A 21,563-nucleotide genomic window follows, 5' to 3' on the forward strand; every position below is an offset into this window, starting at 1 on the left:
TGTGATGTCGGCTTGCCGTGCTTACAGAGCGGCGAGGGCCTTCGTGGCGTCCGACGGCACTTCGATGCCGTTGCTGCGCGCGAAGTCGATGGCGTTCTTGAGCGCCTTGCCAGCTTCCGTCATCGAGCCCGGGAAGTTCGACACGACGTAAGCTGCGCCGCCCAGCGACGTCAGCGCCATCGGCGATGCGCTCTTCATGTTCGTGCCCATCGACGTGACGTCGTTACGCATGCCAGCGTAGTGCACCATGCCCAGCGCGAGGTGGCCGAGGCCCTGTGCGAAGGTCTTCTTCGAAGCGTCGTCGAGCACCGGCTTTTCCTTGAGCTTTGCAGCGATCGCGCCGCTCGTGTCGCCCACGGCATTCACGGCCTTCGACGCCGAATCCTTATCCTGCGTCGAACCCGACGACAGTTGCGCCACGACAGCAGCGGCCTGCTCGGCTTGCGTCTTCAGGCCCAGTGCTTCGCCCATCTTGGCGTTCGCGTTGAGCACGTCGACGTTAGCGGCGACGTAGTTCTTCACGAGCGTGGCTTGCTGGCCGCTCAGGTCCACCGAGCTGTCCGACTTGCTGCCACCACCGACCAGGCTGGTCAGGCCGCCGAGCTGGGCGTACGCAGCGCCCGAAACACCAACGAATGCGGCTGCAACGGCGCAGGCAATGATCTTCTTCATGAACGTCTTCTCCACAGGGGATGAATGAAACGGTTTAGTGAGTCGTGCAATTAACGCAAGCTGAGATTGGTGATCTGGCTGGTCAACTCGCGCGAGGCGTTGTTGGCCGCCAGACGCAGCGCATTGGTACGTGCTTCTTCTTCCGTCGGGCCGGTGCCCGCGTACTGCACGGGGCCGACCGACGCCACGGTGTCGGGAATGGTCTGGCCGATGTCGAGCAGCTTCGCGTTGACCGTGACGGCCACGCGCATCAGGCCGGAGTTCGGATCGCGGTCGGCGAGGCCGACGTCGAGCGTGCCCAGCGCGATGTAAGCCATCTTCGCCACGCGCATGCCATTGACCATCGACGCGAGCGTTGCTGGCTTCAGATCCATGCCGCTCTTGTAGTCGTTCTCGACGTTGGCGACCTTGAACTGCCCGCCGGTGTACGGCTCGACCAGCGCCGCTTCGTTGACCTTGAAGCCCGCCTTCGCGAACGTCGACGTGAAGACTTGCGACAGGTTGGCGCTCGGAATGAGGTGGTAGGTCGAATCGGTGGCGCGACGCGTGGTGCTGCCGCCGGTCTCGACCGACGCCGAGCTATGCACCGACGCTGCGACCTTCGAGTTCGTCGACGCATTCGTGCCAATCGAATTGCCGCGAATGTTCTCGCCTTCGACGCCTTGCTCGGAGGCGCTGACTTGCGCATTCACGTCCGCTTTACGGTCGATGCGCTTGTAGACGCGGTCGTCGTAAGCGCGCGACGTGCCGACTTCGCGCGAAACGAAGATGAACGCGAGCGGCGAGCGTGCGGCCGGGCCGCCCTTGACGACGGCGGAGTTCGACTTCACGGCGTTGCGCAGGTTGGCGACGTTGAGCGAGACGCGCACGGCCACCGTGTATTGCTTCTTGTCCGAGTTCTCGTCTTCGGCGAGGATCGTCGAATCGAGAATGTAGCGATCCGGCTCGGCGAGAATCTTCTGGCGAATCGCGTCGAAGTTCTCCGACTCGGCTTCGCCCGCTTCGGCGTAGTAGAACTCCACGGCCTTCAGTTGCGCGGCCGACAGGGCGCGCGCCTTGTCGTCACGCGAGATCGACCAGCCTTCGTAGGTCACGGTCGCCTTGCCGCGGGCTTGCTGCACCTGGGCCATCGCGCTCGATGCGAACAGCGCCGCAGCGAACATCAGCATCAGTTTCTTCATCACTTGCATAGCTTCATCAATCCCATCGTCTTGTCGATTTGCGACGAAATGTCCGACGCCGAAGCGGCAGACTTCACCCATGACGTGTCCTTACCGGCCACCGATTCGGCCAGCTTCACGAACAGTCCGTTGACGGAGTCGTAATACGCAGGGAAATCGTCCACCCACGTTTGCGACGCCGGTACTGGCTTCACTTCGCCGTTCTTGAGCGACGTGTTGAGGTACGTCGCGCCGGTCAGCGGCTCGCGAATGGCGATATCCGCATAGCTGCCGTAGATGTACGCGGTGCCCACGGCGTTTTCGCTGTACTTGATCTTCTTGAAGTTCTTGAGCGAGACGTCGATTTCGTAATCGGGCTGCGGCAGCTTCAGGTTGTAGATGGTGCCGTCCATGATCTGCATCGACATCACGTTGCCGATGGCGTAGCCCTTCGAGTACGGCACGACCGGCACGCCGATGCGCGTGGAGATGGCTTCGCTCACCATGTCGGCGACCCAGGTCTGGGCGGCGGCAGGCGTCGCCTTCAGATAGTCGGGCAGGAATGCGGCGGCTTCGGGCGTCACGTCGACGTGGGTGACTTGCAGGTAGCGCGGGGCCTGATCGGGCAACTGAGCCTCGGCGACGGACGACGCGAAGCGCGCGTACAGTCCGGGCTTGCCGTTCGCGCCGTCGTACACCATGCGCACCCGGTCGAGGACCTCGGCGCGCGTCGGCTCGTGGTCGAGGTTGTCGACGTAGCCGAAGCTGACCGGATAGGAGCGCAGCACCGTCATCGACTTGAAGTCGAAGAACAGCACCTGACCGCGCAAGAGCACGAAGAGTTTGCGAATCGCACCGAAGCGTTCGACGGAGACCGTCTCGGTATTGACGACGAGCGACACAACGAGTGCCTGATCGCGCCCTTTGAGCTGATCGATGGGACCCGTGGTCAGCTTGAAGTGCTGCGCAGGATTCTGATTCACGGCGGCCAGCAGACGCTTGTAGGGCGAGTCGCCCGTCGCCTTCAGGCTGGCTTCGTAAGCACGCGAATAGGGAAATCGTTTGTCGATGCTGGCGGCGTCGCCGCCGTAGGCTGCGCCTGCAAAGGTGACGGTCTTATCCGTCGTCTGGGCTTGAGCCTGCCCCGCAAACGTTATCGAGAATGCCGTCGAAATAGCGACAGCAAGACGGAAGAGAAACCCGTCGGCTTTCATATTGTTATGCTCCCCGTTACGCATCCGCAACTAACGGATGCGAGATCGCGGAATACTGGATTACTAACGATTTTCCGTCAATGAAATGCGTCGACATCCTATCTAAATTGATAGGTACTTTGCCAGACGTCATGTAGGGGGTATGTACGCGAGTTGCCGGGGTCTGTTGCCGGGTGGAGTTGCGGGTTTTCCCCAAATGCGCTATAGTCACGCCTCTTCGCACGGGGGTATAGCTCAGCTGGGAGAGCGCTTGCATGGCATGCAAGAGGTCAGCGGTTCGATCCCGCTTACCTCCACCAAACGAATGACAATTTTTGTCCCCTTCGTCTAGAGGCCTAGGACATCACCCTTTCACGGTGAGTACAGGGGTTCGAATCCCCTAGGGGACGCCATCTAACGGCAACGGTGTGACATTGGCACATCGAAGTCGACCGGCGTCAGATTCGCACAGCGTCGGTAATGCAAAACAGAAAGCCGGGTGTCTTCACGACATCCGGCTTTTTTGCGTATTTTTGGAGTTTTCGATGAGCAAACCCGCGCTCACCCTCAAGTTCAAGTGCACCAAGTGCGCCAAACCCGTCACGCTGTACTTGCAGAAGACGACCGCGTGCTCACACATCACGCCCTATCAGGGCTGGTGCAAGTGCGGCCAGTTGATGCGCCACGCCACGGGCGATAAGGACGCGGTCGCATCGTTCGTCGACTCGATGGACCCGCTCTGGTCGCATCACCACCATCACCATCATTGAGCGTTAGCGGGTTGGCTGGCTAACGGGCGGCGTTCGTCGCCGAGCGCCCGCCGATCCACGCCAGACGCCGCCGAAGGAACGTCTGCGCCGGTGCTTCGAACACACGGAACACCCAGCGCGCGAGCGAGAACACCGCGATCAGATACGCCGCCAGGAACCACGGGTTCAGGGCGAGCGTCGCGCTCGACATGCCCAGGCGGTGCAACACGATCACCGTCGTCAATTGCAGCGGAAAGTGGATGAGGTAGCTGGAATAGGTCGTATTGCCCAGATCGGCGATGGGCCGTGCCAGCCGCTCGGGAATCCACGGCTCGATCGCGTGTAGCAGAACGATGGAGACCGGCGCGATCACCGTCGCCGCCAGATATTTCGTCCCGCCGAAGACCGCGCAGAACGCGATCAGCGCCACATAGGCCAGACAGCACAGCACGACCGTCGTACGACGATGCTGCTCGATCACGTCGCGCAACCGCTCGTAGATCAGGTGCACTGCGCCGCCCATGAAGAAATAGAAGGCGCAGAAGACGATATTCGACTCGCTGCCCTTGATCTGCAGATGGATCAGCCATCCGCCCGCCGCCGCCGACGCGCACATCAGCAGCAACGTCCACACAAGCCCGATACGGCAGAAGCGCGCGAGCAGGAAGAACGCCACGTAGATCACGATTTCCGTCGAGACACTCCACACCGGCCCGTTGAAGGAGTCGGTGTACGGCGTGAGCCAGCCGGACGCGAAGATCACGTTGACGAAGAAATCGTACGGTGTGTTGTACGGATAGATGAAGAACGCGGCGTTCTCACGCACGTAATACGCCTGCAATAGCGCCACTGCGACGAGCGTGACGATATGCAACGGATAGAGCCGCGAGAAGCGATTCAGGAAGAACAGGCCGCCGGAGACCTTGCGCGCCACGATCTTCGACAAATAGCGATTGAAGAAGATGAAGCCGGAGATCGTCCAGAAGACGTTGACGCCGAGCCATCCGAAATCGTAGAACGGATGCAGCAGCGAGTAGAGCGGCTGGGCGCCGCGCACGACGTCGATGGACGCCGTCTCCGGGCGGAAGAAGAAATGCTGGTAATGCCAGATCAGCACCGCGAACGCGCTGAAAAAACGCAGAATCTCGATGCCGACCATCCGGCCTTTGGTGCTGCTTACTGCCGTGTTCACTGCACTGTCCACGCCATTACCCGTCTTGCGACTGCCCATCAAACTACCCCGGTCACTTGATACCCGTTCCGTTGCCCAGCAGCTTCTGGACCATCTTCAGTCCTTTGCGGACTACGGCGGAGTATAGCTCGGCGCCCTTGAGCACCGGATCGACGTGACGGTCGTACGGCTGAATCTTGATCGGGAAATACGGCGAGAGTTTTGTCACCACCTGATCGAGCGGGATCTTCGTGTTGCTTTGAACCACGGCGAACAGGCCGTCGCTCTCGGGCGCGAAGTAGTGAGCGGCGTCCCACTCCTGCATCTTGTCGGCAAACCACACGCTTTCGTCTGCGTGCAGCGTGCGCTGCGGCGGCACCGCTTGCGTGTGGTACTTGTCGAGCAACCCGGCCCGTTCGGCGTTGAGCCAGTACAGCGTGTATTCCGTCCAGTCGATAGCGTAGTTCGCGAGCAGCACGCGCTTCCAGTCGGTGCCGTTCACGGCTTCGAGCCGCTCCTGCAACGACACACACAGCGAGCGCGAGAGCGTGGCGGGGGTCCACCACACGCCTTCGCGATCCAGGTGCGGATCGACGTCGAGCAGCTTGGCCGACGCTTCCCAGTAGTACGGCTCGACACTGCGCCCCTTGAGGTGCGTAATCGCGCGGCCGTCGACGATCAGTGAGTCGTAGTCGAAGCTGTGCGTGGCGAAGCAGTCCGGATCGAAGATCAGGAAGTACTCCGTCTCGATCCACTCCGGCGCATTGATCTTGATGATCTGCTGACGGTGCCAGTTGCGAATCTGGTGACGCTGCGAGAACTCGTTGAACGCGCCCATGTACAGCGATTCGTCGATCACTTCGATGGGGAAGTCGGACCACGCTTTCGCGTAGCCGCGCACTTCCTCCACTTCGTCGTGCGGCACGATGATCACGAACCGATGGAACAGCGACGGCGTCGTGAAGTGACGCAACGACGAGAACAGGATGTCGCATCGGCCGATGTTGTCGGCGTAGTGACGTCCTCGTGTCTTGATCGGCAGAATCGCGCTGATTTGTTGCATGTTGGGCTGAACCGACGACTAGAAGAACCGGTAGATGAAGCTCGGAATATAACCGCGACGATGCGTGAGCGCCACGCCGATCAAACGTCCACCTGCGTCTTCGACCTGCGCCTTGAGCCCGGCGATGACCGGCTTGCGCGTGGCTTCCGCGCGCACGACCAGCACCGTAGCGTCGGCCAGCGGGGCGTTTTCGATGCCGGTGAACGACTGGCTCGACGGCGGCGCATGGACCACGATGTAGTCGTGCGACTCACGCAGGGCGTCGAACAGACGCGTGACCAACTGCCACGACGACGGCACCGCGCCACTGTGAGGCTGTGCCACGACAATATTGTGACGGTCGACACGCGTGAACGTCAGATCGGTCAGTACGCTCGATTCGTCCGTGCCGGTCGGCTTGACCGCGTCGACGCTGGCCGTGCCGCTGCCACCGTTCGACGGCCACTCCAGCAGGCCCTGGGCGTTCGGCTTGCCGTACATCGGCGAATCCGGCGTGGAAGCGATGTCGAGAATCAGAATCGGCTTGCTGGAGCGATGTTCGAGTTCGCTGGTCAGGCCCTGAATGACGGACGAGAGACCGTCGTTCTTGCCGGTGGACAGCGCCATCACGACCTTGGCGACGCCGTCCGTGCTGCTGTTGATCGCGGCAATCATGCGGCCGTAAGCCAGATGTGCTGGCCGCGCGTAAGCCGGTTCGACGTTCGCGCCAGCACCGCCTGCGCCACCTGCTGCGCCTGCGGCAGCTCCGCGACGATCGCTGCCCAACAACACCGGGGCGTTCACCACCGGCAGCAGCAGGGCGCGCTCGACTTGTTCGGGGCTGAGGAAGGTCTCACGCATGCTCGACAGGATCAGCACCGTCAGGGCGGAGATCAGCAAGCCTGCGGCAATCGATGCAGCGATCAGCAGACTGGCCGAGACACTGCGTTGCGACGGCGGGAACGGCGCCTGAATCACGCGCACGTTGGTGCCGTTGATCTGGCTGACCTGACCCTGCTGTACACGAGCGAGTTCGACCTGGCGCGAGCGGTCCTTGAAGCTGTCGGCAAGAATGTCGCGACGCGCCTGCAACTGGCTGAGCTGACTCGACACGTCGCTCATGCCTTGCAGTTTGTCGCGCGTTTCCTTGATCTGGGCTTCGAGCGCAGTCTGCTGTGCGACACCACCGGCAATGCTGGCATTCAGTACGGCCAGACGTTCCTGCACGACGTCGAAGTAGTTGTTATGCCCCATGCGCGTCGCCGTCATCATTTCCTGACGCTGCTTCGCGATGTTCGCGCGCATGTCGGCGATCTGCTTGTCGAGCTGCACGACGAATGGCGACGTCGCCATGTAGCGCGACGCGAAGTCCGCACGCTTGTTCTCGAGTTCGCTCAGCGAGCCTTGCAGAATGTTGATCGCGCGGCTGGTTTCGGAGTCGTCCGTGTAGATCGGAATCGTGGTGCGGACATCCTTCGTCGACGTCTGCAACGACTTCAATTCGCTACGGTCCTGCGCGAGCTTCGCATCGGTTTCGAGCTTGCGCTGCACCAGTTGCGATTCGAGCAACACGGCGCGCGACGTCTGATCGTCGATCTTCACGATGCCGTGTTTCTTCTGGAACGCGAGCAGATCGGCGTCGGCTTTGTCGAGTTGCTTGCCCACGTCGTCACGCTGGCTGACCAGCAGATTGACGCGACCTTGCGTGAAGATCGACGCGCGCTGACGGAAATACTTGTCGAGCAGGCGCGCCAGCGCATCGGCGGCGGCCTTCGGGTCCGTATCCGAATACGTCAGCGTGATCGTGTTGGCGAGATCGTTCTGCTCAATGTGCAGACGCTTCTCGAAGTTCTGCAATTCGCGGTCGATGTCGCTGGCCGTCGCACCCGGTCCGAGCTTCGAGAGAATGACGTCCCGATGCAGTTCCGGACTCGACAGGATCTGCGCTTCCACGCCGTTCAGCTGCCCCGGCGGCGGTTGCAGCGAGACGCCGCCGTTCGGATTGTTCGTCTGGTCGTAATACCCCGCATTGAGCACGAGCAGCGTGGCCTGTGCGCGATACGGAATCGGCACGAAGAGCGCAATGAGCACGCCGAGCGCCACGATGGCGAGGAACACCGTCGTCGCGATCTTGCGGTAGTAGAAAAGTGTGTTGAGGTAGTCCCGGATCGTCACGTCGACGACCGCGGCGTGCCGGTCAGGCCTTGTTCTAGTCGTAATTGCCATAGGGATGCAAGAAGCGGAAAGGTTGCCCGGCCATGGTTAATGGTTTCAAGGCGCATATCTTACGCAAGAAAGTCCCCTTAAAGTCCCCCTAAATCGGGCATTATCGTAAATCCGACGCTGATTTATCGTGCTTGGCGAGACGGCAGAAGTGCACTAGAGTACGGTCCAAACCGTGAAACCACCTAGGCCTCGTGCCATCTGTCCCATGAATATGCTCCGCCCGGCCTGCGTACTGGCGCTGATGACGCTGACGGCCTGCTCCCACACCTGGGTCGACACTCAATACCAACAACGTGATCGCTTCGCGACGTGGGTCGACGCCACGCCGACGCAGTACAAGTTGTTGCCCGGTGACGACATTTCCGTCGTGTTGCCTTTCAACATCGAACTCAACTACAAGGGCCGTGTGGCTCCCGATGGCACCGTCGCGATGCCGTTCGCAGGCAATCTGCCTGCGGCCGGTCAGACGCTCGCGCAGTTCGGCGATACGGTCAACCGAGCGCTTGCGAACAACCACATGACGGCCAACGCGATGGCGATGGTCGCCGTCACGCAAACGGCTGCGCACGTCTTCGTCGGCGGTGAAGTCGGCAAGCCGGGTGAGCTCGCACTCACGCCGGGTATGAGCGTGATGCAGGCGATCATCACCGCGCAGGGCTTGCTCGATACCGCACGTACCGGCGAAGTCGTGCTGATTCGTCGCAGCCCGGACGGTCGTCCGATGTTGCGTACTGTCGACATCAAGACGCTCACGCAGCAAGGCGATCCGGCGCAGGACATCGTTCTGCAATCGAACGACACTATCTTTGTGCCGAAGTCGTCCATCGCCGAAGTGGATCTGTGGGTCGACCAGTACATCAACAAGGCACTGCCGTTCAACAAGAACGTCAACTACGACATCAACGGCGCTCGCAGCTTCTGATCGCCGGACGTCAGCCGTCGCACGATGTTCACGACGGCTGACGGTGTCGAGTGCGTAGTGCAAACCCGTCAAGTCTACTTACCGATTTCAACCGCTTCGTGACAGCTGCGCAGCCCTCTTTCGAAATGAAGCCCACCCTGCCCGGTGAGATGCCCGACACGATCGACACAGTCGACGACGTGCCGGAAGTCTTCTCGGGTGGTTTGCCGCGCACGTTCGTCGTCGGCCTGCTTGTGGTGTTGCTGCCCATGTTCGGTCAGACGTTCCACTACATCACGGCGCTATATCCGCTGTGGGCGCTCTCCAAAGCGTTCCCGATCCTGACGCTGCCGCTTGTGCTGCGACTCGGCAGTCAGCCGCGTTTTCCGATCACGCGTCAGGTGTTGCTGAGCTTCGCGTGGCTCGTGTTGGTGCCGAGCTTTGCGGCGGTGATCTACTTCCACGAAAGTTTTTTCACCAGCGTGACAGCGCAGGTGAAGCTGTTGCCGATTCTGTATTTCTTTTCCTTTCTCGCGTTGCTGCTCATGCTCAAGCCCACGCTGCATGAGCTGGGACGCAGTTTCGTGATTCTCGGCGCGGTCATCGTCGGCGCGCTGATTCTCATGTGGCTGCTGGTACCCGCAAGCTGGTACAAGGAAACCTACGTTTTCGGACAAGCGCCGTTCTTCACGAGCGACAGTCGCGGGCATCGCATCCGGATGTCGATGTACTTCCCGTTCATTCTGTTGTTTTTCTGCTATCGCCGTGCGTTCTTCGAGCGTCACGTCGGCTACCTGATCAGTGTGCTGATCGGTCTGGCGGTGGCGCTGCTGATCGTGAAATCGCGCGCGCTTGCCATCGGCATCATGGGCGTGCTCGTCATCAACACGTTCGTGTGGGCGCGCCCGCGTGCGCGCATCGGGCTGATGCTCGTGGCCCCGATTGTGCTGGTGGGCGTGTTCTCGATGGGGTATCTCGCGACCATCTTCAGCGCCAACGCGGAAACCGGTTTCGATACGCGCCGCATCTCGGCGGCGCTGGCGACACGCTTCCTTGGCAACGATTCGCTGCGCTGGCTCTTCGGCGTAGGCACGATCAGCCCGGCGAGCGGCGATACGCTGACGACCTATTTCCACCACTTCTTCTTCCTGGCCGACATTACGTGGCTCGGGATCGTGTTCGAGTACGGCCTGATCGGCGCGTTCGTCATTCTGTGCTTCCAGTTGCGCGGACTGTTCTTCTATCGACGCTTGCGTGCGGAAGTCGAGGACGATTTCCTCGGCGCGCTGTACGACTATCTGGTCTTCGTGCTGCTGGTGTCCTTCTTCTATCCGCCAACGCTCGCCCCGGGTGAGACCGCCGTGATTCTGGCGATCTTCGTCTACGTGTGGCGTGTGGGTGGCTTCGACCGTCGTGCCGTCCCCCGGAGTCTCCATGCGCGTGTTGCCGCGCCGTAGTGCGTCTTCCCAGTCTTCCTCGTTTTCCCGCGTCATTCCCCGTCTGATTCAGCTTGCGGCCGCGGGCGTGATGCTGTCGTCCGCCGCGTGCACCAAGGCCACGCCCGGCGGACCGTTGCCCGTAGAGATCGCCGTGGACGCGGCAGCCAACCGGCATCCGATCAGTCCGCTGATCTACGGCATCAATTTCGGTACGACCGCGATGCTGCAGGATCTGCGCGCGCCGCTGAACCGCTCGGGCGGCAACAGTGCGTCGGCGTACAACTGGCGGCTCGACGCGCGTAACGCCGGTCGCGACTGGTATTACGAGAGCCTGCCCGTCAATCCGGCGGACATCAACGACCAGTTCGGCGACCGTTTTGTCGCGCTGACGCAGGCCGCAGGTGCGCAGCCGATCGTCACCATCTCCATGCTCGGCCGTGTGGCCACGCTCTCGCGCTCGCGCGACCGGCTGGCCAGCTTCTCCATCGCCAAGTACGGCCCGCAGCAGAACCACGACGTGGACGGCATGACCGACGCGGGCAACGGCATTCTGCGCGACGGCACACTCGTCAAGAACGATCCGGACGATGCCACCGTGCCCGATGATCCCGCGAGCCAGCAGGCCCGCGTGACGGCGCTGGTGCAGCAGTTCGGCCCGGCGCGCACGGGCGGTGTGAAGTATTACGCGATGGATAACGAGCCGAGTCTGTGGCAGTTGATCCACAACAACTCCCATCCGACGGGCGCACACGCCAGCGAGATCGCTGCCAAGGTGATCGCGTATTCGCGTGCGGTGAAGACGGCAGACCCGAGTGCCAAGGTGCTCGCGCCGGAAGAGTGGGGCTGGAACGGCTACCTGTACAGCGGTTTCGACCAGCAGCATTCGGTCACGCACGGTTACGCGCAAGCACCGGACCGTCTGGGCGAGACGGGCGGCATGCCGTACATTCCGTGGCTGCTTACGCAATGGAAGAAAGCCGGTCGTCCGGTCGACATCTTCAGTCTGCACTTCTACCCGCAAAGCAAAGAGTACGAGGAACCGGCCGACGGCAATTCGACTGAGATCGCGCTCATGCGTAACCGGTCGACCCGCAATCTGTGGGATCCGAATTACAAGGATCCGACGTGGATCAACAGCGTGGTCGCACTGATTCCGATGATGCGTCAGTGGGTCGACACGTATTACTACCCCGGCACACCCATCGCGCTGACCGAGTACAACTGGGGCGCGGATACGCGCATGAACGGGGCGACGGCGCAGGCCGACATCCTCGGTATCTTCGGGCGTGAGAAGCTGGATATGGCCACCCGTTGGGGCACGCTCGATCCGTCGATGCCGGTCTACAAGGCGATCAAGCTGTATCGAAATTACGACGGCCACGGCGGCGAATTCGGCTCGACCAGCGTGTCGGCCACCGTCCCCGATCCGGATACGGTGTCGGCGTTCGCGGCAGTGCGTCCGAAGGACGGCGCGTTGACCGTCGTCGTCGTCAACAAGCAACTCGACCGTGCGGCGCAGGCCAACATCTCACTCGCCAATTTCGCTGCGTCGGGCACGGGTGAAGTCTGGCAACTGGCGGATAACAAGCTGACGCGTCAGCCGGACGTCACCTATTCCGGCGGCGCGTTGCGCGCCGATCTGCCGCCGCAGAGCATTCTGCTATTCGTGCTTCGCAAGGCGGTGAACTGAGATGTCGGACAGGCCGAACACGTCCGCGCCGTCCGCGAAATCCGGGGCTTCGATGCTGCGCGGCAGTGTGATCAGCCTCGGCGTGCGGCTGCTGGATTTGCCAAGCCGCTACGGCTTTCACCTGCTGATTGCGGCGGCGCTGGGCGTTGTCGAGACCGGTAACTTTTACATCGTCTTCAGCACGATGGTCGCGCTCGCAGGCTTCGGGCGTCTCGGGATGGATCAGGCGCTCACGCGTCAGTTGGCGATGGACATCGCATCGGGCGAGTTCGCCGCCGTACGCCCGACGATCCGTCGCGCGCTGATGCATGTGTTCATTGCGTCGGCGGCCGTCTCGTTGCTGCTTGCTGGCGGAGCAGCGCTCTTTGCCAACGATATCCTGAAGAAGCCCGAGCTTGTCGTGCCGCTGATGCTGGGTGCACTTTCGTTCATCCCGCAGAACATGGGCGCGGCGGTGGCCGGTGCGCTCGCCGGATTGCAGCGCGTAGGCTTCAGTCAGATGATCTACTCGTGGCTGTGGCCTGCGATCTTCTGCGTGGCGGCGATTCCGCTGGTGGCGACGGGCAAGCTGACGGTCGTCAACACGCTGATCCTCACGGCTGCAAGCTTCACGGTGGCCGCGTTGGTGGGCGCGGTGCTGCTTCGCCGCTTCCTGCGCGACGTGCCTGCGGGTGAGCCGCATGGCCCGATTCCCGGCTTGCTCAAGCCGGGTCTGTCGCTGTTCTCCCTCGAACTCACCAAGCTGCTGATCACGTCGGCACCGGCCATCGTGCTGGGGATTGTGGCGTCGTCGCGCGAGACGGGTTTGTTCGCGCTGGCGTGGCGTCTGGCGCTGGTCGTCAACATTCTGATCAGCGGTGTGACCGGCATGGCCGCACCGCGATTCGCCAGTCTTTACGCGCGTCAGGATCTCCCGGGGCTGGAGCGGAGCGCGGCGCAGGCCATCGGGCTGGTGCTGTGTCTGGCGTTGCCGGTCACGCTCGGCATGCTCGTCATTCCGCAGTTCCTGCTGGGGTTGTTCGGTCACGGGTTCGACGATGGTGCGAGCGCCTTGCGCGTGCTTGCGCTCGGTCAGATCGCTGCTGCGTGTTTCACCGCGATGCCCGAATTGCTCGGCATGACGGCGCACACGCGCGCGCTGATGCGCATCAACGTGGTGTCGGTTGTGGTGCTGCTCGTGGGGCTGGCGGCGCTCACGCCGATGGGTGGCAGTGTCGGCGCGTCGGTTGCGGCGTCGCTGGCGATTGCCGTCAACGGTGCCGCCGCCGCATGGGCCGCACGCCGGTTGCTCGGCGTGTCGCCGTTCGCGACGCTCTGGCGGTGGACGGCGGGGCGACTGTCGCGTCGTTAGGCCGGTGGTTAAGCGCGGCATTGATGTGACACATCGCCGCGCACCTGTTGCGTCGTAGCGACCGTCTTAACGGTCGCGTGCTGCTTCCGCCTGAACTGCATCGCGCCACGGCGTCCACGACAGATCGAACGTCTTCTCCGCGCGGCTACCGTCCAGCACGATGTCCTGCTGCCACAGACGCGCGAGCGACGGCGGCAACGGCGCAGGCAATCCCTTCACACCGATCTTTCGTCCCGCGATCTCGGCGATCTTGAGCGCCGGGGCGACAAGCTTCGTTTCGATCTTCAGACGACGTCCGCCGATGCGCTTCACGGGCGTAGCACCCAGCGCCATCGCGTAAGCGGTGAAGTACTCGTTCCAACGCGGCGAGCCGGTCATGGCGAGGTTGTAGGCGTGACCGCCTGCCGCCGGGTTGCGCAGTGCGTTCAGCGCGACCTTCACGACGTCGTCCACGTGCACGAGGTTGCTGTGCGCGTCGCCTGCGGCACCGAGGTCGCCGAGGCGTCCGGCGCGCAGCAGTTCGGCGATGCGCGCGGACCATTGCGGGCTGCCGCCGCCATACACACACCCCGGACGCAACATCGTCACCGTCGGCAGACCGGCCAGCGCCTGCTCGGCTTCCACCTTCGCCATGCCGTAGGGACTCGCGCCTGCGAGTGCAGCGGATTCGTCGACATGCCCCTCGGCAACGCCGTACACGGCCATCGAGCTGAAGTAGACGACAGGCAGCGGTGTGCTGCGCGCGTCCAGCGCCTGACGCAACGCGCGGGCATTCGCTACGATCGTTTCCGGCGATCCGGCGACGCAGTTCACCAGACCGTCGACGTCGGCGAGCGCTTCACCCAGCGAGGCGGCAGACAACGCGTCGACCACGCGCATGCCCGAACCCGGACGGCGCGATGCGGCGACAGGCTCCGCCCAATCGCTGGCGGCGAGTGCGTCCACAATGTGGCGGCCGATGAATCCGGTCGCGCCGGTAACAAGAATGCGAGCTTTCATAGGGCGGACGGAATCAGTTGGCGGTGGAGGATGTCGAGGTGACGGGAACGGGCAGGGCGGTCACATTCGCCTGCCGCTGCAAATGGTCTGCGAGGCGCAGCGCGAGCGCCACGATGCTCAGCGTGGGGTTGGCCTGACCCGAGGTCGGGAAGACCGCCGCGCCCGCAATAAACACGTTGTCGGCCTCGTGCAAACGGCCATTGGCATCGACCACGCTCGTGCGCGGATCGTCGCCCATGCGGGCGGTGCCGATGTGATGGCCGCCGTAAGCACCGTAGCGCGTCATCTCGGCCTCGACTTCGGCGGGATCGTAGGCGAAGCTGCCGACACCGGTTCGGTGGATCTCCTGCGCGAGCGCGGCCAGCGAGCGCGTGACGGTCTCAACGTCCTGCCGCGTGTAGCGCCAGTCGATGTGAATGCGCCGCATGCCGAGCGCATCGCGCTCGTCGCCGACCATGACGCGACTGTCCTCGCACGGTGCCTGCTCGGCGTGGAAGTCGAGACTGAAGCGCAGGTTGGCCGGACGCACGATCACCGATGGGAACTTGCGCGTGGCGAGCGTGCGGTGCGTCAGCCAGTGCGTGAGGAAGCGCACGGTGTTGGGCGCATCCGTGATGACGTTGCGCGCGTGCGCCAGCCAGTTGCCTGCGCCACCCGGCGCATCCCCGTACAGACGCTTCGCATACTCGTACGGCACGATGGGCCGTGCGAGATAAAGCGCCGACAGAATGCCGTTGCCGTGCCCCGCGTCCGGAATGCGCGGGTGATGCAGACGGGCGATGAAGTTGCCTGCGTGGAGGTCGTGCTGTGCCTGTGGGCGCAATGCGAGACGCCGACGGCAATAAATGCCTTCGTCGGAGACGTCGTAGCCGTGCCACACGGAACTGGCCCCCGACAGATCGAGCGTGCCGATGGTCCCGGCGATGTGGCTCATGTAGTAACGGCCGACCACGTCGTGTGCGTTCCCCAGTCCGTTGCCGCTGACACCGGGACTGTTGAGGAGCAGACGTGGCACTTCCAGCCCGCCCGTCGCCAGCACATACGCGCGAGCCGCGACCGTGAAGGCCTTCCCGTCGAGCGTCTTCACCTGCGCGGGGCCGACGAGGCGCGTTGCGTTATTCGTCTGAGGCAGATGGCAGAGATTGGCGTGCTGCACTACACGCACGCGACCTTTGGCGAGACGGTTGCGGTAACGTGCGCCGAAGTCCGTCGGACAACTAAACCTCTCCAACGTGTTCGTCGAGAAGACGTCGCTCTCGAAGTTGCCGATCATCGGGGGCGAGGGATGGTCGGCGCGCGGAAATGCCTGCTCGGCGGTATAAGCGAACTCGCCTGCTTCGCATAGTGCGTTGGCTTGTCCGTACCACGGCATCAGCGCGTCGAGCCCGATGGGCCAGCCGCTGTGCGGCATGTAGTCGCGCGCTTCGAAGTCGATGGCGTCGAGCGGCATGCAGCGTCCACCCCACAGCGTGGTCGAGCCGCCGAAGCGGCGCACGCGATAGCTGTCGGCGGGTGGGTGCAGGCGTGCGTCCGCGACGGTGCCCGTGTAGAGCTGCTGCACGGCGGGCTCGGGGGCGTCGCCGCCACTCTCAAGCAGAATCACGTCGAGACCGCTGGCTTCGAGCGCCAGCGCGAGCGTGATGCCCGCCGCGCCTGCGCCTGCGATGCACAGGTCGGCTTGCAGTTCGGTACCGGCAGGAATGTCGTTGGCGTCGAGGATCATCGTGTGTTCAAAATACGCGACGTGTTGTGAAAAGTGTCACTGACGTGCGCGAAGTGCGCTGCTACTATCGTGCCTGCTCTCGAATGCGTGCGGACGTCGCACGTCAAAATAGCAGGGATACCAGGGGTACGAAACGTCATGAGCCGCGACACCGATCTGCAAGCTGCACCGGCATCTTCCGTACGCGAAGTCTTCGAGCCTAACGTCGCACTGTTCGGTCTGAACATTGCCGCCGTACCGTTCGAGACTGCCGTCGAGGTGCTCACGCAAACCGCCATGCTTCGCGATGGCCGCTCGCGCATCGTCGTCACGCCGAACGTCGACCACATTGTGCGGCTCGACACGCTGCCGGAATTCAAACGCGAATACCGCAAAGCCGACTTTCTCTTTGCCGACGGCATGCCCATCATCTGGGCGAGCCGCTTGTTCGGCAAACCGCTGCCGGGGCGCGTGACCGGTGCCGACCTGCTGCCCGCGCTGTGCGACAACGCACGTGCGTCGGGCCGTAAAGCTGTGTTCGTCGGCGGACGTCCCGGACAGGAAGCCGAACTGACGGAAGGCTTGTCGCGACGTTTTCCCGGACTCGACTTCACACTGCTGATCCCGTCGATGACGTTCGATCCGACCGGTGCCGAAGGCCAGGACGTCGCACAGCGCGTTCGTGCTCTCGCACCCGATCTCATCTTCGTCTGCCTCGGTATGCCGAAGCAGGAACGCTGGGCGATGGCATACGCCGACACGATGCCCGGCGGGCTGATGCTCTGCGTCGGGGCCGCCATCGAATTCGCTGCTGGCATGCAAAAGCGTGCGCCGAAATGGATGCAGCGCACCGGTTCGGAATGGATGTATCGCATCTTGCAAAACCCCGGCCGTATGTGGCGTCGCTATCTCGTCGACGACCGCCGTTTCATCGGCATCTGCTGGCGTCAGTGGCGCGAACTCGGACGCGAGTGACCTGAACCGGGCCTCGCGCCCCGTTCGAATCAGACTGCCTCAGACAGCATTACGTCCCGTCACCATGACGGGAATCGTCTTGAGCAGAATCTTGATGTCGAGCCACAACGACCAGTGCGTGATGTAGTAACGGTCGTATTCCACGCGCCGCTGCATCTTGTCCGGTGTGTCGGTTTCTCCGCGCAGACCATTGATCTGCGCCCATCCCGTGATCCCCGGTTTAACGCTGTGACGCAGCATGTAGCCGGGAATCACGCGCCGGTACATTTCGTTATGTTCTTCCGCGTGCGGACGCGGCCCCACGAGACTCATCGAACCGGCGAGCACGTCGAAGAGCTGCGGCAATTCGTCGAGCGACGTGCGGCGCAGATGCTTGCCGATCGAGGTAATGCGACTGTCGCCTGCATGCGCCTGACGCAGTCCGCCCGTGGCTGCGGCTGCGGCATCTTCAGGCTGCAGCACACGCATCGAACGGAATTTGTGGATGACGATAGGCTCGCCGCGTTCGCCGTAGCGACGCTGACGGAAGAGGATCGGGCCGGGTGAGTCGAGTCGTACCGCGATGGCTACGGCGACCATCACCGGGCTGAGCAGCAACAGAATCAGCGATGCGCCGACCAGATCGATGCCGCGCTTGATCATGCGCAGCAGCCCCTGCACCGTGACGTCGTGCAGCGCCAGCAGCGGCACGCCTGCGATGTCGGTGCTCGACATCGGCAGATCGCCGGGGAAGCTGAACTCCGGCAGCAGATAGATGGCCGCCGTCGAATCGTACAGACGGTTGACGATCTCGCTGGTGAGTTCCTTGTTGTCCTGCTGGCCGATGGCGATGAAGACGATCTCGTACTCGTTGGCCTGAATGCGCGCGGCGGCGTCGGCGTAACGGCCGAGGTAGGGCGGGAGGACTTCGCCGTCGTCCGGCGTGATCGGCGCTTCGTTGTAATAGCCCGCGACCTGAATGCCGAGGATCGGCGAGCGTTGCAGACGCAGATTCAACTTGCGCGCTTCGGGCCCGAGGCCGAAGAAGGCGGCGCGTCGCTGGTTGCCGGGCGCGTTGTTGATGCTGTGCGCCATGCCGCGCAGCACGGCAAGCCCGATCATTTGCAACGGCAGCGCGAGGAGCAGCCACTGGGCCACCATCATGCGAACGTCTTCGGTGCTTTCGTACGTCAGGAACAGCAACACGATGGCGGTGACCAATACGCGGCACCAGCGCATGGCACCGCGTCCGAGCATCCATCCGAGATTGCGGGCACTGGCGAGCAGATGAAAGCGCGCGAAGACGATGAACGCCGCTGCGCCCAACGTGCAGACGAGGGTCAGCCCGTATGGGGTATAGGGGTTGTGTCCGTTCAGTCGCAGGACGGTGAAAAAGGCGCCTGCATTAAGCACTGCGCTGAAGCCGCCGACCATCGCCATGAAGAGCCGATGGTGGTAAGTCGTCTGAGTCGACATGACGAAATTCGAAGGGTAGCGGTTACTGACGGACTCGACAAAGATCCGGAACGGCGGGGGCCCTCCGATGGTCGCACCGATTGCGCGCGCATCTTAGCAGGTCATATTCGCTTTGCGTGTGACGTGCGAAGACCGTGTGATGATGCGCGCTGACCGTCAATTATGGGAGGCCGCCGTCCCCCGGGCGTCCCCCGTCGCCATAAATGTCGGGCCTGAAAACAACAACGCCCGCCGGGCGCAAACCCGGCGGGCGTTGTTGCTTGCAACGAAGGCCGATCAGTACGGGTACACCGTATCGTTCGACACGGCGGCGCGCTGGCCTTGCTGCACGCGCAGCGGCGGCGCTTGCGTGACGGTCGCAACACGGCCGTCGTCCAGACGCACGGTGATGCGATACAGCACGTTCGGCTCGCCCATGCTGTTTTCGATGCGGTTACCGGCAATACCGCCGATGGCCGCACCGGCGATGGTCGTGGCGGTGCGTCCACGTCCGCCGCCCATCGTGTTGCCGAGCAGACCGCCGGCGGCAGCACCCAGGACCGTGCCGAGAATGTTCGGGCTGTTGTTAGGACCGTTCAGCTGCTCGATGGACTGCACCGTGCCGTAAAGCGCACCTTGTTGTTGCGGAGGCTGCTGGTATCCCTGTTGATAGCCCGGCTGTTGGTAGCCTTGCTGATATCCCTGTTGCTGATAACCATATTGCGGGCCCGGAGCCACGCAACCGGCGGCCAGTGCCGCGCTGATTCCCGTAAGTGCCTTGATCTTCATTTTTCGTCCTCGTGAGCGTGAGGTATTGATGTTTAGTAAGGACATGTGACTGCCCAGTAGTGCCCGGTAGTGCGCATCTGTTACGACCACGATGCGGAATGTAGGGTTCCGCGGACCTTTTTGCTGTAAGAAAAGGTAAGCGACTGTAAAGACTGTGCATCCGCCCGGACGCGGCGAAGCGAGCGGGTTTGCCGCTGCGTCAAAGCCCATGCGCGACGATTCGAAGTGTTCCTCGATCATATTCCCATCTGGCGAGACGTGGTGTCATGCTCTGCGAACGCTTAACTCGTGAGTGGGAATCGCTCGAAATTTGGGATTGGCACGTTGGTTTTTGGCGCTAAATGAGCGAATTTTGACGTGTGACGCGGGAATCGTCTAAGCATATAACGAGAAAACACTTGGGCTGACTCAGTACCAAGCGGTAACATCGCGACCTTTGGTATTCCGCTTTCTCTGGTCCAGTCTCATGTCAGTCGACGTTTCCCTGTCTTCCGCCGCGCCTGCGCAGGCGAGTTCTGCGGCATCTTCCGCCGCACGTGCCGGTGCCCCGGCCGTTATCCGTTCGGCCGCCGATGTCGCGCAACTCGTCAACGAGGGCGGCGCACGCGTCTCTAACGCACGCTGGATCGTGGCGATTGCCCTCGGCGGCGTCTTCCTCGACGCTTACGATCTCGGCGCGCTCGCCTTCGGGTTGAAGGACGTTGCCCGTGAGTTTCAACTGACGCCCGCTGGCACGGGCATGGTGGCGTCGGCCATCACGTTCGGGGCCATCGTCGGTGCCTTCCTCGGTGGGTACTTCACCGATCGGATCGGCCGTTACCGCGTGTTCATGGCCGACATGCTGTGCTTCGTCATCGCCGCCATCGCCTGTGCGCTGGCGCCGAACGAGTACGTGCTCGCCGGTGCGCGCTTCGTGATGGGGCTGGGCGTCGGCATCGACTTGCCCGTCGCCATGGCGTTTTTGGCCGAGTTCTCGAAACTCAAGGGACGTGGCAACAAGGCGGCGCGGGTGGCGATGTGGTGTCCCACCTGGTACGCGGCGATTTGCGGGTCGTATTTGCTGGTGCTGCTGTGCTACTCGGTGTTGCCCGCGTCGCATAGTGCACTGCTGTGGCGGATCATCCTCGGCTTCGGCGCGATTCCTGCACTGGCCATCATTGCCGTACGTAGCCGCTACATGAGCGAGTCGCCGGTGTGGGCCGCCAATCAGGGCGACCTCGAAGGCGCGGCGAAGATTCTCAAGCGTTCGTACGGGATCGATGCCGTCGTGGCGAAGGATGCGGAGCGCGTCGCGCAGAAGCGTCCGGCCGCGTGGAGCAACTACGGCAAGCTGCTCAAGGGCGTGTACCTGCGCCGTACGACGCTCGCGACCATCATCGCGGTGGCTTCGTCGTTCGCGTATAACGCAGTGGCGTTCGGGCTGCCGGTGATCATCGCCAGTTTCCTCGCGCAGTCGATGCTCACTACGATTCTGATGTCGCTCGCACTGAATTTGTTGTTCGCGTTCACGGGCGGTTTGCTGGGCGTGCGTCTCGTGCCGAAGGTTGGTGCGTGGAAGCTGACCGTCGTGGGTTACGCGTTCCAGTTGACGGCCCTCGTGGGGCTGGCGCTCGTCGGCAAGCCGAGCAGCGGCGGTGAAGTGGCATGGGCGCTCGGTTTCCTTGCGCTGTTCCTGCTGGGGCAGGGCTTCGGCCCGGGGGCGCATTCGATGACGTTCGCATCGCTGAGCTACCCGACGTCGCTGCGCGGCGTGGGCTTCAACCAGACGTTGATGCGCGCGAGCTCGACCGTTTCGCTGTTCCTGTTCCCGGTGCTGGCGGCGGCGCTGGCCACCAAGGTGTTCTGGGTTATCGCCATTGCCCCGGCCATCGGTTTGCTGGCGTTGCTGGCGATTCGCTGGGAGCCGTCGAACTACGACGTCGACGCAGAAGATTTCTGAGCGCTGACGATTTAGCGCGACGAACGGAACGCCACGCTAGCGCAAAGGCTAGCGTGGCGTTTTTCTTTGTCGTCGACAAAAAAAGCGGCGCTTCGCGTGAAGCGCCGTGCCCCTGATTACGCTGTCGGCGT

Annotated in this window: 17 protein-coding genes and 2 tRNA genes; 9 read left to right on the forward strand and 10 right to left on the reverse strand. The window is 62.7% G+C overall.

What is annotated here, in order from left to right:
* Positions 1 to 21 precede the first annotated feature (21 nt).
* From ACIQWO_RS25055 to ACIQWO_RS25065, 3 genes are read right to left on the reverse strand one after another with little or no spacing between them, the layout of a single operon-like run.
* Positions 22 to 672, reverse strand: a complete 651-nt coding sequence (locus ACIQWO_RS25055; protein ID WP_402829981.1) for a hypothetical protein — start codon at positions 670 to 672, stop codon at positions 22 to 24.
* Positions 673 to 722: 50 nt separating this feature from the next.
* Positions 723 to 1,862: a hypothetical protein gene (locus ACIQWO_RS25060; RefSeq protein ID WP_402829984.1), complete on the reverse strand. Its 1,140-nt coding sequence runs from the start codon at positions 1,860 to 1,862 to the stop codon at positions 723 to 725.
* Positions 1,853 to 3,046, reverse strand: a complete 1,194-nt coding sequence (locus tag ACIQWO_RS25065) for a hypothetical protein (protein ID WP_402829987.1) — start codon at positions 3,044 to 3,046, stop codon at positions 1,853 to 1,855. The genes ACIQWO_RS25060 and ACIQWO_RS25065 overlap by 10 nt, the downstream gene beginning before the upstream one ends.
* A gap of 223 nt (positions 3,047 to 3,269) precedes the next feature.
* Here ACIQWO_RS25065 and ACIQWO_RS25070 point away from each other — a divergent pair.
* The 3 genes from ACIQWO_RS25070 (at position 3,270) to ACIQWO_RS25080 (ending at position 3,795) form a co-directional block, all read left to right on the forward strand.
* Positions 3,270 to 3,345, forward strand: a tRNA-Ala gene (locus ACIQWO_RS25070).
* Positions 3,346 to 3,362: 17 nt separating this feature from the next.
* Positions 3,363 to 3,438 (forward strand) — tRNA-Glu (locus ACIQWO_RS25075).
* A 132-nt stretch (positions 3,439 to 3,570) separates the two neighbouring features.
* On the forward strand, positions 3,571 to 3,795 hold the full coding sequence (locus tag ACIQWO_RS25080; protein ID WP_039393487.1) for a hypothetical protein: 225 nt from the start codon (positions 3,571 to 3,573) through the stop codon (positions 3,793 to 3,795).
* 19 nt (positions 3,796 to 3,814) lie between these two features.
* Here ACIQWO_RS25080 and ACIQWO_RS25085 read toward each other — a convergent pair whose 3' ends face one another.
* Genes ACIQWO_RS25085 through ACIQWO_RS25095 form a run of 3 tightly spaced genes read right to left on the reverse strand, consistent with a single transcriptional unit; the run spans position 3,815 to position 8,162 of the window.
* Positions 3,815 to 5,005: an acyltransferase family protein gene (locus ACIQWO_RS25085; RefSeq protein ID WP_402829991.1), complete on the reverse strand. Its 1,191-nt coding sequence runs from the start codon at positions 5,003 to 5,005 to the stop codon at positions 3,815 to 3,817.
* A gap of 13 nt (positions 5,006 to 5,018) precedes the next feature.
* Positions 5,019 to 6,008, reverse strand: a complete 990-nt coding sequence (locus ACIQWO_RS25090; protein ID WP_402829994.1) for a DUF6492 family protein — start codon at positions 6,006 to 6,008, stop codon at positions 5,019 to 5,021.
* Between the two features lie 18 nt (positions 6,009 to 6,026).
* Positions 6,027 to 8,162, reverse strand: coding sequence for a GumC family protein (locus tag ACIQWO_RS25095; RefSeq protein WP_402829996.1), 2,136 nt, complete (start codon positions 8,160 to 8,162; stop codon positions 6,027 to 6,029).
* Positions 8,163 to 8,418: 256 nt separating this feature from the next.
* Between ACIQWO_RS25095 and ACIQWO_RS25100 the strand changes: the two genes are divergently transcribed.
* The 4 genes from ACIQWO_RS25100 to ACIQWO_RS25115 all read left to right on the forward strand — a co-directional run bounded on the left by ACIQWO_RS25100 (position 8,419) and on the right by ACIQWO_RS25115 (position 13,594).
* Entirely contained in the window at positions 8,419 to 9,135 is a 717-nt protein-coding gene (locus ACIQWO_RS25100; protein ID WP_402829999.1) for a polysaccharide biosynthesis/export family protein, read from the forward strand.
* 125 nt (positions 9,136 to 9,260) lie between these two features.
* Complete coding sequence (locus tag ACIQWO_RS25105; protein WP_402830002.1) at positions 9,261 to 10,571, forward strand: hypothetical protein; 1,311 nt, start codon at positions 9,261 to 9,263, stop codon at positions 10,569 to 10,571.
* Entirely contained in the window at positions 10,549 to 12,243 is a 1,695-nt protein-coding gene (locus tag ACIQWO_RS25110) for a glycoside hydrolase family 44 protein (protein WP_402830005.1), read from the forward strand. Before ACIQWO_RS25105 ends, ACIQWO_RS25110 begins: the two co-directional genes overlap by 23 nt.
* A 1-nt stretch (position 12,244) precedes the next feature.
* Entirely contained in the window at positions 12,245 to 13,594 is a 1,350-nt protein-coding gene (locus tag ACIQWO_RS25115; RefSeq protein ID WP_402830007.1) for a lipopolysaccharide biosynthesis protein, read from the forward strand.
* A 66-nt stretch (positions 13,595 to 13,660) separates the two neighbouring features.
* On the opposite strand, the gene ACIQWO_RS25120 is transcribed toward ACIQWO_RS25115, so the two are convergent.
* Both ACIQWO_RS25120 and ACIQWO_RS25125 read right to left on the reverse strand, forming a co-directional pair.
* Positions 13,661 to 14,593 carry an NAD-dependent epimerase/dehydratase family protein gene (locus ACIQWO_RS25120; RefSeq protein WP_402830009.1) on the reverse strand — a complete coding sequence of 311 codons (933 nt, stop codon included), beginning with the start codon at positions 14,591 to 14,593 and terminating at the stop codon, positions 13,661 to 13,663.
* Positions 14,594 to 14,606: 13 nt separating this feature from the next.
* Positions 14,607 to 16,316 (reverse strand): FAD-dependent oxidoreductase, encoded by a 1,710-nt coding sequence (locus ACIQWO_RS25125; RefSeq protein ID WP_402830012.1) that lies wholly within the window; start codon positions 16,314 to 16,316, stop codon positions 14,607 to 14,609.
* 138 nt (positions 16,317 to 16,454) lie between these two features.
* On the opposite strand from ACIQWO_RS25125, the gene ACIQWO_RS25130 reads away from it, so the two are divergent.
* Complete coding sequence (locus tag ACIQWO_RS25130; protein WP_402830015.1) at positions 16,455 to 17,270, forward strand: WecB/TagA/CpsF family glycosyltransferase; 816 nt, start codon at positions 16,455 to 16,457, stop codon at positions 17,268 to 17,270.
* Between the two features lie 39 nt (positions 17,271 to 17,309).
* Here the strand turns inward: ACIQWO_RS25130 and ACIQWO_RS25135 are convergent, their stop codons facing one another.
* Together ACIQWO_RS25135 and ACIQWO_RS25140 are read right to left on the reverse strand one after the other, a co-directional pair.
* Positions 17,310 to 18,725, reverse strand: a complete 1,416-nt coding sequence (locus tag ACIQWO_RS25135; RefSeq protein WP_402830018.1) for an undecaprenyl-phosphate glucose phosphotransferase — start codon at positions 18,723 to 18,725, stop codon at positions 17,310 to 17,312.
* 276 nt (positions 18,726 to 19,001) lie between these two features.
* Positions 19,002 to 19,493, reverse strand: coding sequence for a glycine zipper 2TM domain-containing protein (locus ACIQWO_RS25140; RefSeq protein ID WP_402830020.1), 492 nt, complete (start codon positions 19,491 to 19,493; stop codon positions 19,002 to 19,004).
* Between the two features lie 466 nt (positions 19,494 to 19,959).
* Here ACIQWO_RS25140 and ACIQWO_RS25145 point away from each other — a divergent pair, with 466 nt between their 5' ends.
* Positions 19,960 to 21,432, forward strand: a complete 1,473-nt coding sequence (locus tag ACIQWO_RS25145) for an MFS transporter (RefSeq protein ID WP_402830023.1) — start codon at positions 19,960 to 19,962, stop codon at positions 21,430 to 21,432.
* Positions 21,433 to 21,563: the final 131 nt, after the last annotated feature.

The organism is Pandoraea sp. NPDC090278 (assembly GCF_044772185.1).
GTDB lineage: Bacteria > Pseudomonadota > Gammaproteobacteria > Burkholderiales > Burkholderiaceae > Pandoraea.